Raw genomic sequence first — 13,056 nt, forward strand, 5'->3', positions numbered from 1 at the left:
TATTGTACCATTTTTTTCTGGAAACAAGAAATACGGTTTCTACTAAATAGAAAAAAACATTTCATACACATCATGAAATGTTTTTCTTTTTGTCATTTTCTCTTTTTTTCATATAAAGGTTCCACAATTGCCTTTTCAATAATCATATTAAAAATTGAAATACAAATTGCCGCAACAATTGCTACACCAAACCCTGATATATTAAATGCATCTCCTAATAATGAATCTGCTATTTTTAGCGTAATCGCATTAATAACAATTAAGAAGAACCCGAAAGTTACAACCGTAATTGGTAGCGTAATTAAAATTAAAAACGGTTTTACGAACACATTTAAAACAGCCAAGATAATACTCGCAATAATTGCAGTTTGTATATTTGCTACGTAAAACGCGTCTGGTGCAATCCCTTTTAAAAGTCCCGATACAGCGATTAACACAACGCTATTTACAAGAAGTGATACAATCCATCTCATTTTCTTACACATCCTTTTGACATATATATTTCATCATACGCTAATAGATAATAAACGCAAGTAGCATGCAAATACTTCTATCAACTTATTCTACTCTTCACGCTTGTATACCTACTAACATCTCCCCGCAAAATAAGGGCCATACCATCCATGTTCATGCGTTTTCACAAAGGTCCAAGTGAAATCTTTGTCTACAAGATAGATATCGCCTTTATATGCATCATCTATTTCACGCAATATATCCTCCATACGTAATAAACTCGCATCCGTTATTAGCAGTACTTCCTCACAATGTTGATAGAATATATAACAATTCTTTTTCACTTCATTATGAAACGCATTCTCCGCTGCTTTACCCTCTAAACAATTCTTTTTCTCATAACTAAATACGTGCCAAAGATACCCACATGCATACTTATCTCCATAAAGGAAAATGTCTTCTTTTTCCTCATAACTTAAATGGTTTGCAAAGTGATCCTCCCAGCGCTTGCGAAAGTATACACCCCAATTTTGAAACTCTCTTACTTTCATATTTTTCTTTCTTAAAACATCTATAAACTCCATTTTCTCCCCCTATAAAGCGAATTTTTAATCAGTAGGGATTTTGTTCATCCCCACTGATTATTAGTTAAATCAATCGGATTGCCCACAAATAGCGGGATAAAATAAAAACCGAGCGTCATTTCCACTCGGTTTTTATGAATACACTTATTGTGATAACTCTACTTCTTTTATTTTTTCTTTCATTCTTGCTTTATCACGAACTAAAATCTCTTTTAAATACTTACCTGTATACGAGCGCTCTTCTTTCACTACTTGCTCTGGCGTTCCTGAAGCAACGATTTGTCCACCTTTGTCTCCGCCCTCTGGTCCAAGGTCAACAATGTAATCGGCTGTTTTAATAACATCCAAATTATGCTCAATTACAAGAACTGTCTCACCACTTTCAACAAGACGCTGCAATACCTCTAGAAGACGCGCGATATCATGTGCATGTAAACCAGTCGTTGGCTCATCTAGAATGTATAACGTACGACCTGTAGAGCGACGGTGTAATTCAGAAGCTAATTTCACGCGCTGTGCTTCTCCTCCAGATAACGTCGTAGCTGGTTGCCCTAATTTCATATAACCAAGCCCAACGTCTACAAGTGTTTGAAGTTTACGCTTAATTTTTGGGATATTAGCGAAGAATTCTACCCCGTCTTCAATTGTCATCCCTAACACTTCAGAAATGTTCTTATCTTTATACTTCACTTCTAACGTTTCGCGGTTATAACGTTTACCATGACAAACTTCACACGGAACGTATACGTCTGGTAAGAAGTGCATTTCGATTTTAATAATTCCATCACCACGGCACGCTTCACAACGTCCACCTTTTACATTAAAGCTGAAACGTCCTTTTTGATATCCACGCACTTTCGCTTCATTCGTTTGTGCAAACACATCACGAATATCATCGAATACACCTGTATACGTCGCTGGATTAGAACGTGGTGTACGCCCGATTGGCGATTGATCGATATCGATTACTTTATCTAAATGCTCAAGACCTTTAATTTCTTTATGGGTACCTGGCTTTGCTTTCGCTTTATATAACTTTTGCGCTAATGATTTATATAGTACTTCATTAATCATCGTACTTTTACCAGAACCAGATACACCTGTTATCGCTACAAACGTACCAAGTGGGAATGACATCTTTGCATTCTTTAAGTTATTCTCTTTTGCACCGACAATCTCTACTTTACGTCCATCACCTTTACGTCTTTCAAGCGGAACTGGGATAAACTCTTTACCACTTAAATACTTCCCTGTTAATGAATTCTCATCTTGCATCACTTCAGCCGGCGTCCCCGCTGAAACGACCTGTCCACCGTGAATACCTGCACCAGGTCCGATATCAAGTAAATAGTCAGCAGCCATCATCGTATCTTCATCATGTTCAACGACAATTAACGTATTACCTAAATCGCGCATTTCTTGCAACGTACGAATAAGACGGTCATTATCGCGCTGATGCAAACCGATAGAAGGCTCATCAAGAATGTAAAGTACGCCAGTCAGACGAGAACCTATTTGCGTCGCTAAACGAATACGTTGCGCCTCACCACCTGATAAAGTTCCTGCGGCACGACTTAACGTTAAATAGTCTAAACCGACGTTTACTAAGAATCCAACGCGCTCCTGAATTTCTCTTAAAATTAAATGAGCAATTTTTTGTTGTTTCTCTGTTAGCTCCACACTTGAGAAGAATTCCTGTACTTCTTGAACAGAATACTTCGTTACATCAGCAATCGTTTTATCACCAACAAAAACAGCTAAACTCTCAGGTTTTAAACGTCCACCTTTACACTTCGGACAAGCTTGTTCTGCCATATACTTTTCCATTTGCTCACGGACATAATCAGAACTCGTCTCACGATAACGACGTTCAATATTTGGAATAACACCTTCAAATAAAATCTCATTTTCCTTTACTTGACCAAATTCATTTACATAGCGGAAATAAACTTTCTCTTCTCCGCTTCCGTACAACACTTTATCAAATAAATCTTTCGGTATATCTTTCACAGGCATATCCATATCAACGCCGTAATGATTACATACAGATTGTAAAAGCTGTGGGTAATATTGTGAACTTGTCGGTTCCCACGGAGCAATCGCATGTTCATTTAATGATAAATCCCAGTTCGGAATAACAAGCTCTAAATCTACCTCTAGCTTTGAACCAAGTCCATCACAAGAAGGACATGCTCCGAATGGACTGTTGAATGAGAACATGCGCGGCTCTAATTCCCCGATTGAAAAACCACAATGCGGACAAGCATGATGTTCACTAAATAGAAGTTCCTCTTCTCCCATTACATCAATTAACACTCGTCCTCCGCCAAGCTTTAATGCACTTTCAAGTGAATCAGCAAGACGGCTTGCGATTCCTTCTTTTACAACAATACGGTCAATTACAACTTCAATGGAATGCTTCTTATTTTTATCTAACGCAATATCTTCAGATACATCAAGCATTTCACCGTTAACACGTACACGAACATACCCTTGCTTCTTAATATCTTCAAGCACTTTTACATGTGCACCTTTACGTCCAGAAACGATAGGAGCTAAAACTTGTAATTTCGTACGTTCAGGATATTCAAGTACACGGTCTACCATCTGCTCTACTGTTTGTGACGTAATTTCAATACCATGATTCGGACAAATCGGCGTACCAATTCGCGCAAATAATAAACGTAAATAATCATAAATCTCCGTTACCGTTCCGACAGTTGAACGTGGATTACGACTCGTCGTTTTTTGATCGATTGAAATCGCTGGTGACAATCCTTCAATCGTATCTACATCCGGCTTATCCATTTGTCCTAAAAACTGACGCGCATACGCAGATAACGATTCTACGTATCTGCGCTGCCCTTCTGCATAAATCGTATCAAATGCTAATGATGATTTCCCTGAACCAGACAATCCCGTTACAACGACAAGCTGATTTCTCGGAATGGTTACATCAATATTTTTTAAGTTATGTGCTCTAGCACCTTTTACAACAATAAAATCCTTGCTCATGCTCACTCTGTTCACCCTTCCGCTTTTAATTCTAATAGTAAATCTCTTAACTCAGCTGCACGCTCAAAGTCTAACGCTTTTGCTGCTTCTTTCATCTCTGCTTCCATCTTCGCAATTGTCTTTTCACGCTCTTTTTTCGTCATCTTCTTAGCCGGCGCTGCTTCATATGTTTCCGTCTCTTCAGCAGCTGTCGTTGCACGGATGACATCACGCACACCTTTTTGAATTGTTTTCGGTGTAATACCATGTTCTTCATTGTAAGCTTCTTGTATAGTACGACGACGCTGCGTTTCTTCAATTGCAATTCCCATTGATCTCGTTATGCGATCTGCGTACATAATAACGCGGCCGTTTTCATTACGTGCTGCACGACCGATTGTTTGAATTAATGAACGTTCTGAACGCAAGAACCCTTCTTTATCAGCATCTAAAATGGCTACAAGTGATACTTCCGGAATATCTAATCCTTCTCGTAATAAGTTAATACCAACAAGAACATCAAACTTACCAAGGCGAAGATCGCGAATAATTTCAATACGTTCTAACGTTTTAATTTCAGAGTGAAGATAGTTCACTTTAATTCCTACATCTTTTAGATAGTCTGTTAGATCCTCTGACATCTTCTTCGTTAAAGTCGTAATTAATACACGTTCATTTTTCGCAATGCGATCTTGAATCTCTCCTAATAAATCGTCAATTTGTCCTTCGATTGGTCGTATATCAATTGGCGGATCTAAAAGCCCTGTTGGACGAATAATTTGTTCTATTACTTCTGGCGACTGTTCTAACTCATACGGCCCTGGCGTTGCCGAGACGTAAATAACTTGATTCGTTTTCTCTTCAAACTCATCAAATGTGAGCGGCCTATTATCTAAAGCTGATGGCAGACGAAATCCATGATCCACAAGCACTTGCTTACGTGCTTGGTCCCCGTTATACATCGCTCTTACTTGCGGCACGGATACGTGTGACTCATCCATAACGATTAAGAAATCTTCCGGGAAATAGTCTAATAACGTATATGGCGTTGCACCCGCTGGGCGAAGTGTTAAATGACGGGAATAGTTTTCAATACCTGAACAAAAACCCATCTCGCGCATCATTTCTAAATCATAACGTGTTCGCTGCTCGATACGCTGCGCTTCTAACAATTTACCGTTATCATTTAATTCTTTTAAACGCACTTCTAATTCTTTTTCAATATTTTCAATAGCGACCTTCATCTTTTCTTCACGTGTAACGAAGTGAGATGCTGGGAAGATTGCTACATGATCACGTTCTGCTAATACTTCACCCGTTAATGCATTTACTTCGCGAATACGATCGATTTCATCGCCGAAAAATTCAATTCGAATACAATGCTCGTCAAGTGATGCTGGGAAAATTTCAACTACATCTCCGCGCACACGGAATGTACCACGTTTGAAATCAATGTCATTACGTCCATATTGCACATCAACAAGTTCACGAAGCAATTGATTGCGGTCCTTCTCCATACCAACTCGAAGTGAAACAACTAACTCGCGGTATTCTTCTGGAGAACCTAAACCATATATACACGAAACACTTGCAACAATAATCACATCATCCCGTTCAAATAATGAAGACGTTGCTGAGTGACGCAATTTATCAATTTCATCATTAATCTGCGCGTCTTTTTCAATAAACGTATCTGTTTGCGGCACATACGCTTCTGGCTGATAATAATCGTAATAACTAACAAAATATTCAACTGCATTATTCGGGAAAAAGTCTTTTAACTCACTATATAACTGTCCCGCTAACGTTTTATTATGAGCCATGACAAGTGTTGGCTTCTGCACTTCTTTAATGACATTTGAAATCGTAAATGTCTTACCCGTTCCTGTCGCTCCAAGCAACACTTGCTTTTTCTTTCCACTATTAATCCCCTCTACAAGCTTCTCTATAGCCGCTGGCTGGTCACCTTGTGGGGAATACGCTGAAATAATTTCAAATTGATGTTCCAAGTAAAATCCGACCTCCTCATAAAAAATCTGTATTATTATTTTACCACGAATGCCCATAAAAAACCTAAAAAAAACGAACAGATATTCGGTAAAATTTTCGACAATATATACATAGAAAAAGGAAGGAGTCAAAACTTCCTTCCTCTACTAACTCTATTTTTCAGGTACATATAATAAATCATATCCATTGCGCCCATTTTCATTCACACAGTCTATTAACCTATAAGCCGTTTGTGATTCACGCTGCTCTTTAACAATCCTTTTACAGCTATCTTTATGTAACCCTTTATCCTCACCAGCAAATTGGTCTTTTCTATTATCTGACACATAAAGTATATCGTTCTCACTATGCTCTAACTTTTGAAAAATCGGATCCCCTTCATGTGTGTAATGTACAATTCTTACTTTATCAACTTTCCCTTGTTCCACATTCAAAACGAACTGTTCGAATTTATCTAGATTAGAAATTTCTGCCCCCTTTGCAATGACATCATTCTTCTTATCAATTGCATTGTTAGGTTGTGAACATGCTACTAAATTAAAGAGAAATAGACATATAAAACTGCTTCTTTTTCCTATTGTCATCCTCTCCTATAAGAATTATTTGTATACTGCAAAAGCTACTTTCCTCTATGAAAGTAGCTTTTCTTTTCCTTTCTCCTTCTTCGGAAAAATCACATATGAAAATGAAATCGCTGTATCAACTAAAAATATAATTGCCCACACTTGGCTCACGCGACTTGCAGCTTTATTTAAAACGATTCCCGATTCTAACCAATTACCCCATTGTTCAAATGGAATAAATCCATACGCGAAGAAAAAGAATATGTGCACACCAACGAATAAAACAAGATGTAATACCCAATTTTTTATTTCCTGCTTCGCATAGGCCATACCTGTTAATTCTATATGTTCTTCAATAATAGGCGCTGGTTCATTCCGCCATTTCGCAACTAGCTTTTGCACAAATATATCAAGCTTCTTCAAATCCTTTTTCCCGTAGAAAACTGCATACAATAAAATAATGACAGTAATGATTTGAAAATTAGAGAACTTTCCTGTTTGATAATAGTCCACTGCCCCTAATGTTAAAATAAACACTTCATTTACGAGGAGTACAATCCCCATAATAAAGCTCGCCTTCTTCAAACGGAATCCGTAACGGAGTAAAAAGAAACCGATAGCCGATAACCAAAATACAATCTCTGCTCCAATTAAAAAATACCAACGATATTCTGCGAGTATACTCATTTATCCCTCTCCTTTTCATCATATATACGAAAAGCTTCATCCATATATAATAAAAGTTCTTCTTCAATTGGATACATGCTCATTTTCTGTGAATCTTCCTTTGATTTTCTAACCTCCCATAACTTATCTAAAAACGCTTCGTCACCATTAGCCATTTCTAAACACTTCTGCATTAATCTCTTCATTGCCCTTTGTACCTCATCACTAGCGGCTTCTTTACCCTCTTTCATAAAAATACGTAATTGCTTTAATAAATCTACCCATTCTAAAACATTCGGATCTTCTTCACTCATATTCGGCAAATTATGAAGCAACTTTTGTTCTTCCTTTGAAAATACTTCATTTTGAAATATTTCACGTATACGAGGAGACTGTTTTGAAAGCTGAATAAGTTCAAACATAACTTTCCAATCAAGTTCTCCCTCTACATCTACCGAATAAACAACCGCTTGTAAAACACGCTCCATTCGATTGAACTTCTTTTGCTCCTCTTGTACAAATCGAAGTTGGTTTTCAAGTGATTTTTTCAAATCCAGCTCACCTTTTACTAACATATTCGCAACTTCTTTTAATGAAAATCCCATTTCTTTTAAAAATAAAATTTGTTGCAAACGAATAACGTCAGCTTCACTATATAACCGATGCCCACCCTCTGTTTTTCCGCTCGGCTTTAATAAATCTATTTGATCATAATAACGTAGTGTACGTACTGTAACCCCTGTTTCTCTCGTCAATTCTTGTATTGAAATCACTACCATCACCTCTTCCATTTCATTATAAAAGATGACGTTACGTAACTTTCAAGTGTTTTGTAAAAAAAATACAAAAAGCTGTTTATACAAAATGTATAAACAGCTTTTATGGAAATAGTCCCTTTTGTACAGCACGCCCGCAAAATAAAATAAGTGCTCCAGCAACAACAGTCGTTGCTGTTTTATGATAATGGGCTGATAGTAATAAATAATACGATAAACCTACAGTACCAATCATAATACAAATACTTGGCACTGGATTACGAGAGAAGTTTTGCATTCCCCAAAACAAAGCAAAAATAGCCGTAGCGACACATAATACCGGTAATCCCATCCCAGTTCCCCTTTTTCTATCTATTCCTTGTTGCTAACACACTCGTCGATGCCATACTTATTAATAAACCAAAAATAGCAATATATAATAACTCATTTACATGTACTGCTTGCCTATCTAAATACTTATTTACACAAAGATACATAATGAACAAGAAAATGAAGCTTGTAATACAAATCGTAAAATACGACTTCATCTTATTCACAACTCGCTCATCAATCGACGGTACTCCCTCTTCTTTCAAACACTTTTGTTCTCTATATTCCGAAATACCATATAAAATAACTAGTACTACATTCGATATGAAGATCGTTCCCCACGACATACTTAAAATCATTAAACTCACATTTAAAACAAGACCCGCTAAAAATAAACTTCCTATGAACCGTATAATATCTTGTTTACTCATACATGATCAGCCTCTTTTTGATTTCTATATTTCCACTTCGGCCAATAGTTCACAAGAAAATACACCCACTGCCCTAGTACAAATAAAACAAACGGCATACCAGCATTTCCATCAACAATTAAATTATATAAACTCCATATCGCTAAACTAATCGTAAAAAATAACCCTACATATTTAAACGCTTTATCTGACTGGAATCTCTCAAACTCATCTTGCATTTTTCATTCCTCCTATCTCTATGCTCGTTTCCCTATCATGACTCCTATGATGAGACTACCCGCAAATAAGGAACTACATATTATAAATATTTCTTGCACTGGTATAACAGCTCTGCCTATTACTTTACTCGCAACAATATAAACAATAAGCAACAGAAATGCGAATATAAATGAGACGTTTACATACTTTTTTATATTTTCATTTATTCGCTCATCTATATCGGGAAGTTCCTCTTTTCTGTACTTACGCTTTTTGTAATACACATACACCATCAAAAATGCAATTGCTAAAACGTTACTCACTACGAGCGGTAAAATTGGTATAGCCGGGTTCATAATATGAACTATAATATCACCCAAAAACAATCCAAAAGTCGCACCGATAAATAACTTTTTAGTATCATCCATTTTTTCTCCCCTTACTCTAGCGTAAATATTTCTTCTACCTTCAACCCAAAATATTTGGCGATTTTTAGGGATAACTCTAGACTCGGGTTATAATGATGGTTTTCAATCGCCACAATCGTCTGCCGCGTCACCTGCATCGCCTTTGCCATTTCAACTTGCGTTATATGATTTTGCTTTCTTAACTCTTTTATTTTATTTTTCACACCCATAGGCTCCACCTTCGAAAGTAAAGATATCTTTACTTTAATTATAAATATTTTCCAGTTGCAAGTAAAGATATCTTTACAAATTTTAGAAAAACGTTTCACTGCATATCTTCTCTAACAAAGTACAAGAGTAATTCAATTTATATCAGCGATTTCCCAAATATATCAGCGCAACTTCATTTATATCAGCGATTCCCCAAATATATCAGTGCAACTCCATTTATATCGGTGATTTTCCAAATATATCGACATCTGTAGCCCTATAAGCATAATAAAAAGCTGTCCCAAAAATACCTTTTGGAACAGCTTTTTCATCCGACTACATAAATCCTAATACATATACAAGAACATACCCAAGAACCGATAGGCAAACCGAGCCGATCAACCCCGCGACGAATGCTTTACTTCCTAACTTACGGAATGTTTTAAATTCTACATTTAAACCAAGCCCCGCCATCGCCATTGCGATAAGCATGTAAGCAAGAATAACGATGTATCCGGCAACAACTTCTGGGATAATCCCAAGCGAATGCACTGCACTCATCGCTAAAAACCCGAAGATGAACCATGGAATTGGAAGATCGCGCCATGATTTTTTTTCCTTGCTTCCTTCACTCTTACCAAACCATAATCCAATTAAAATCGCTACTGGCACAAGCATTGCAACGCGCGTTAGTTTCACGATAACTGCGATATCTACAGCCGTGCTTCCCCCTGGCGCCGCAGCTGCGATGACATGAGCGATTTCATGCAGCGTCGCCCCTGAGAACACTCCGTATCCATATGGAGATAAGCCAAGAACCGGATATAATAACGTATAAATAAGTGTAAATATTGTACCTAAAATAGCAATAATTGCGGCACCAACTGCCGTTTCATCATCCTTCGCTTTCACTTGCGGCGCAATTGCCACGACCGCAGCCGCCCCACAAATTGCTGTCCCGCATGCTGTTAAAATCCCAAGTTTCTTTTCTACTTTAAATACTTTCGTTAGTCCGTATACAACAAAAATAGTAAATGTAATAACAACCGCCGCGATGACCAATACTTTCGGCCCCGCCTTCGCAATATCAACAAGATTTAATCGCATTCCAAGTAAGATGATCCCAAAGCGAAGTAACTTCTTACTCGCGAAATTCGTTCCAGCTATCGCTTCTTGCGGAACTCCGATAGCTGCTCGCCAAACCATCCCAATTAGAATAGCAATTACTAATTGTCCCATAATATTTAAAAATGGAAGCTCTGCTAAATATTTCGCGGCAATCGCGATTAATAACGTAATCCCAATACCTTGCGAAAATCCAAAGCCCTTCTTCTTTTGTATAACAAGTGTTTGTTCCACTTTGTACCACTCCAATAATCGTATTGGAACATGCATGTTCTTTCTACTTACATTATAAGAGAGTTTCTATAATAAGTTTAATATCAATATTGAATCTCTATCATCAGAAATACTTATGATAAGATGATAGAAAAAGAAAGGATCCCATTACATGAACGTAGACATTTTAAAAATTTTTGTTACTGTCGTTGAACAGAAACACTTCTCCCGTGCAGCAGAATTATTAAACCTTTCACAGCCTGGCGTAAGTATGCATATACGCAACTTAGAAAACGAATTTGGCACTACTCTTATTCAGCGCTCCCCAAAGCACGTCCAGGTAACGGAGGCTGGAAACATACTATATATACACGCAAAACAAATGCTCTCTCTTTACGAAGATGCTAAGCAAGAAATTAATGAGCTACATAACGTTGTAACAGGAACTCTTCGCATCGGTGCTAGTTTCACAATTGGCGAATACTTACTTCCAAAAATACTGGCTAACTATGCGAATGAAAATCCACACGTCGAAGTTCATACCTTTATCTCAAATACAGAAGACGTTTTACAAAGCCTTCGCTCTAATCAAATCGATATCGGCTTAGTGGAAGGGCAAGTCGTATACGCCGACGTTGACGTTGAAACGTTTATGCAAGATGAAATGAAGCTCGTTGTTCCGCCAAACCATCCATTGCTCCGTACAAATGAAATAAATGAAAACACACTCCAAGATCAAGTATGGGTATTAAGAGAAAGTGGTTCTGGAACACGCGCTTATAGTGATCGTTTTATTCATCAACACCATTTAAAAATGAAAAGATTCTTTACATTCAGTAGTATTCAAAGCGTGAAGGAAGCAGTTAGTGCCGGGCTTGGCATTGCTATACTTTCTGATTGGACTGTACGGAAAGAGCTACTGGCAAAAGAACTATTCCACGTCGAAGTTCCAAATGAACAACTCATCCGTCCATTCTCCATCGTGCGTGGCAAATACTTTATTCCGTCTAAAGCTATTCAAGTGTTTTTAAATCATGTAGATTCTTTTGTGAAAAAACAGAGTTGACCTTCACATTAGTGTGAAGGTTTACAATACATGTAAAAGGAGTGAAACGCATTGCGAATTGGAGAGTTATCAAAAGAAACCGGGGTTAGCGAAAGGGCATTAAGACATTATGAAGAAAAGGGATTACTCCCTTCTAAGCGCCTCGCAAATGGCTACCGTGATTTTGATGAAAGTGCCATCGAAAAAGTGGAGCTTATTCAAATGTACTTACAAATCGGCTTAAATTTAGAAGAGACGGCAAGGATGCTGCGTTGCCTCGAAATAGAGCCGCACCTGTACGAAAATCCTTGCAGCAGTATCCTTACGCTTTATGAAGATAAACTTAATGAAGTAACAAAGCAAATCTCATTACTTTCTAGCATTCAAACGAATTTGCAAAAACACGTTTCACTCCTAAAACAAGCAAAAGAAAAGGGATGATTACATGTTTGTTATACACGGCAGTTCAAGACAAAACGGAAATACAGAAGCTTTAACACATATGGTGATTGATGGAATTGAAACAGAACAAATTTACTTGCGTGATCATATCGTCCACCCAATCATAGATCAGCGCCATGATGCAGAAGGATTCCAACCTGTAAATGATGACTACGAGCAGTTAATCGAGCGTATGTTAGAGCACAACACAATTATCTTTGCTACACCGCTATACTGGTACGGAATGAGCGGTCATATGAAAAACTTCGTCGATCGCTGGTCACAAAGCTTGCGTGATACATCTCTTCATTTCAAAGAAAAAATGAAAGGTAAAAAAATGTACGTTGTCATCGTTGGCGGAGACAATCCAAAGCTGAAAGCATTACCGCTTATCGCTCAGTTCCAATACATCTTTGATTTTGTTGGTTCATCATTTGAAGGGTATGTTATTGGGGATGCGAATGGATTGGATGAAATCAAAAATGATGCTGAGGCGCTAGCAAAAGCACAAATTTATAATAACGAATTCAAAAATCACAAACAGAAATAAGTTTGACAAACCATTTTGTATACGCATACAATGAAAGTAATATTATGAAAGGAAGGTACTTTGACCAATGAAGTTCTAATT

The 13,056-nt window shown here is 37.5% G+C and carries 16 protein-coding genes; 3 read left to right on the forward strand and 13 right to left on the reverse strand.

The window, feature by feature from the left end:
* Window positions 1-92 precede the first annotated feature (92 nt).
* From KZZ19_RS25280 to KZZ19_RS25340, 13 genes are all read right to left on the reverse strand, one after another.
* A complete protein-coding gene (locus tag KZZ19_RS25280) occupies window positions 93-473 on the reverse strand; it encodes a phage holin family protein (RefSeq protein ID WP_001267308.1) in 381 nt (126 codons plus the stop codon).
* 114 nt (window positions 474-587) lie between these two features.
* A complete protein-coding gene (locus tag KZZ19_RS25285) occupies window positions 588-1,037 on the reverse strand; it encodes a DUF4275 family protein (protein WP_237981276.1) in 450 nt (149 codons plus the stop codon).
* A gap of 144 nt (window positions 1,038-1,181) precedes the next feature.
* Window positions 1,182-4,052, reverse strand: a complete 2,871-nt coding sequence (gene uvrA, locus KZZ19_RS25290; RefSeq protein ID WP_140392605.1) for an excinuclease ABC subunit UvrA — start codon at window positions 4,050-4,052, stop codon at window positions 1,182-1,184.
* A gap of 11 nt (window positions 4,053-4,063) precedes the next feature.
* Window positions 4,064-6,040, reverse strand: a complete 1,977-nt coding sequence (gene uvrB, locus KZZ19_RS25295; RefSeq protein ID WP_088098381.1) for an excinuclease ABC subunit B — start codon at window positions 6,038-6,040, stop codon at window positions 4,064-4,066.
* 153 nt (window positions 6,041-6,193) lie between these two features.
* Complete coding sequence (locus KZZ19_RS25300) at window positions 6,194-6,625, reverse strand: DUF4362 domain-containing protein (protein WP_088098382.1); 432 nt, start codon at window positions 6,623-6,625, stop codon at window positions 6,194-6,196.
* Window positions 6,626-6,670: 45 nt separating this feature from the next.
* Complete coding sequence (locus KZZ19_RS25305; RefSeq protein ID WP_237981275.1) at window positions 6,671-7,291, reverse strand: hypothetical protein; 621 nt, start codon at window positions 7,289-7,291, stop codon at window positions 6,671-6,673.
* Window positions 7,288-8,049, reverse strand: a complete 762-nt coding sequence (locus tag KZZ19_RS25310) for a MerR family transcriptional regulator (protein ID WP_140392600.1) — start codon at window positions 8,047-8,049, stop codon at window positions 7,288-7,290. Before KZZ19_RS25310 ends, KZZ19_RS25305 begins: the two co-directional genes overlap by 4 nt.
* 100 nt (window positions 8,050-8,149) lie before the next feature.
* On the reverse strand, window positions 8,150-8,377 hold the full coding sequence (locus tag KZZ19_RS25315; RefSeq protein WP_237981274.1) for a hypothetical protein: 228 nt from the start codon (window positions 8,375-8,377) through the stop codon (window positions 8,150-8,152).
* A 16-nt stretch (window positions 8,378-8,393) separates the two neighbouring features.
* Window positions 8,394-8,786, reverse strand: coding sequence for an ATPase (locus tag KZZ19_RS25320; RefSeq protein ID WP_088098386.1), 393 nt, complete (start codon window positions 8,784-8,786; stop codon window positions 8,394-8,396).
* Window positions 8,783-9,004, reverse strand: a complete 222-nt coding sequence (locus KZZ19_RS25325; RefSeq protein WP_016118885.1) for a hypothetical protein — start codon at window positions 9,002-9,004, stop codon at window positions 8,783-8,785. The genes KZZ19_RS25320 and KZZ19_RS25325 overlap by 4 nt, the downstream gene beginning before the upstream one ends.
* 18 nt (window positions 9,005-9,022) lie before the next feature.
* Window positions 9,023-9,412 (reverse strand): hypothetical protein, encoded by a 390-nt coding sequence (locus KZZ19_RS25330; protein WP_237981273.1) that lies wholly within the window; start codon window positions 9,410-9,412, stop codon window positions 9,023-9,025.
* Window positions 9,413-9,423: 11 nt separating this feature from the next.
* Window positions 9,424-9,621, reverse strand: a complete 198-nt coding sequence (locus KZZ19_RS25335; RefSeq protein WP_000538362.1) for a helix-turn-helix transcriptional regulator — start codon at window positions 9,619-9,621, stop codon at window positions 9,424-9,426.
* A 316-nt stretch (window positions 9,622-9,937) separates the two neighbouring features.
* Window positions 9,938-10,960, reverse strand: a complete 1,023-nt coding sequence (locus KZZ19_RS25340; RefSeq protein WP_237981272.1) for a YeiH family protein — start codon at window positions 10,958-10,960, stop codon at window positions 9,938-9,940.
* Window positions 10,961-11,111: 151 nt separating this feature from the next.
* On the opposite strand from KZZ19_RS25340, the gene KZZ19_RS25345 reads away from it, so the two are divergent.
* The 3 genes from KZZ19_RS25345 to KZZ19_RS25355 are packed head-to-tail and all read left to right on the forward strand — an operon-like array spanning window position 11,112 to window position 12,975.
* Complete coding sequence (locus KZZ19_RS25345; RefSeq protein ID WP_237981271.1) at window positions 11,112-12,005, forward strand: LysR family transcriptional regulator; 894 nt, start codon at window positions 11,112-11,114, stop codon at window positions 12,003-12,005.
* A 51-nt stretch (window positions 12,006-12,056) separates the two neighbouring features.
* Complete coding sequence (locus tag KZZ19_RS25350; protein WP_237981270.1) at window positions 12,057-12,425, forward strand: MerR family transcriptional regulator; 369 nt, start codon at window positions 12,057-12,059, stop codon at window positions 12,423-12,425.
* Between the two features lie 4 nt (window positions 12,426-12,429).
* Window positions 12,430-12,975, forward strand: coding sequence for a flavodoxin family protein (locus tag KZZ19_RS25355; protein WP_237981269.1), 546 nt, complete (start codon window positions 12,430-12,432; stop codon window positions 12,973-12,975).
* Window positions 12,976-13,056: the final 81 nt, after the last annotated feature.

It is taken from the genome of Bacillus thuringiensis (assembly GCF_022095615.2).
GTDB lineage: Bacteria > Bacillota > Bacilli > Bacillales > Bacillaceae_G > Bacillus_A > Bacillus_A cereus_AG.

Coding starts and splice junctions, on each gene's coding strand:
- KZZ19_RS25280 (WP_001267308.1), bottom strand. CDS start 473: ATGAGATGGATTGTATCACTTCTTGTAAATAGCGTTGTGTTAATCGCT.
- KZZ19_RS25285 (WP_237981276.1), bottom strand. CDS start 1,037: ATGGAGTTTATAGATGTTTTAAGAAAGAAAAATATGAAAGTAAGAGAG.
- uvrA (WP_140392605.1), bottom strand. CDS start 4,052: ATGAGCAAGGATTTTATTGTTGTAAAAGGTGCTAGAGCACATAACTTA.
- KZZ19_RS25300 (WP_088098382.1), bottom strand. CDS start 6,625: ATGACAATAGGAAAAAGAAGCAGTTTTATATGTCTATTTCTCTTTAAT.
- KZZ19_RS25305 (WP_237981275.1), bottom strand. CDS start 7,291: ATGAGTATACTCGCAGAATATCGTTGGTATTTTTTAATTGGAGCAGAG.
- KZZ19_RS25310 (WP_140392600.1), bottom strand. CDS start 8,049: ATGGTAGTGATTTCAATACAAGAATTGACGAGAGAAACAGGGGTTACA.
- KZZ19_RS25315 (WP_237981274.1), bottom strand. CDS start 8,377: ATGGGATTACCGGTATTATGTGTCGCTACGGCTATTTTTGCTTTGTTT.
- KZZ19_RS25320 (WP_088098386.1), bottom strand. CDS start 8,786: ATGAGTAAACAAGATATTATACGGTTCATAGGAAGTTTATTTTTAGCG.
- KZZ19_RS25325 (WP_016118885.1), bottom strand. CDS start 9,004: ATGCAAGATGAGTTTGAGAGATTCCAGTCAGATAAAGCGTTTAAATAT.
- KZZ19_RS25330 (WP_237981273.1), bottom strand. CDS start 9,412: ATGGATGATACTAAAAAGTTATTTATCGGTGCGACTTTTGGATTGTTT.
- KZZ19_RS25335 (WP_000538362.1), bottom strand. CDS start 9,621: ATGGGTGTGAAAAATAAAATAAAAGAGTTAAGAAAGCAAAATCATATA.
- KZZ19_RS25345 (WP_237981271.1), top strand. CDS start 11,112: ATGAACGTAGACATTTTAAAAATTTTTGTTACTGTCGTTGAACAGAAA.
- KZZ19_RS25355 (WP_237981269.1), top strand. CDS start 12,430: ATGTTTGTTATACACGGCAGTTCAAGACAAAACGGAAATACAGAAGCT.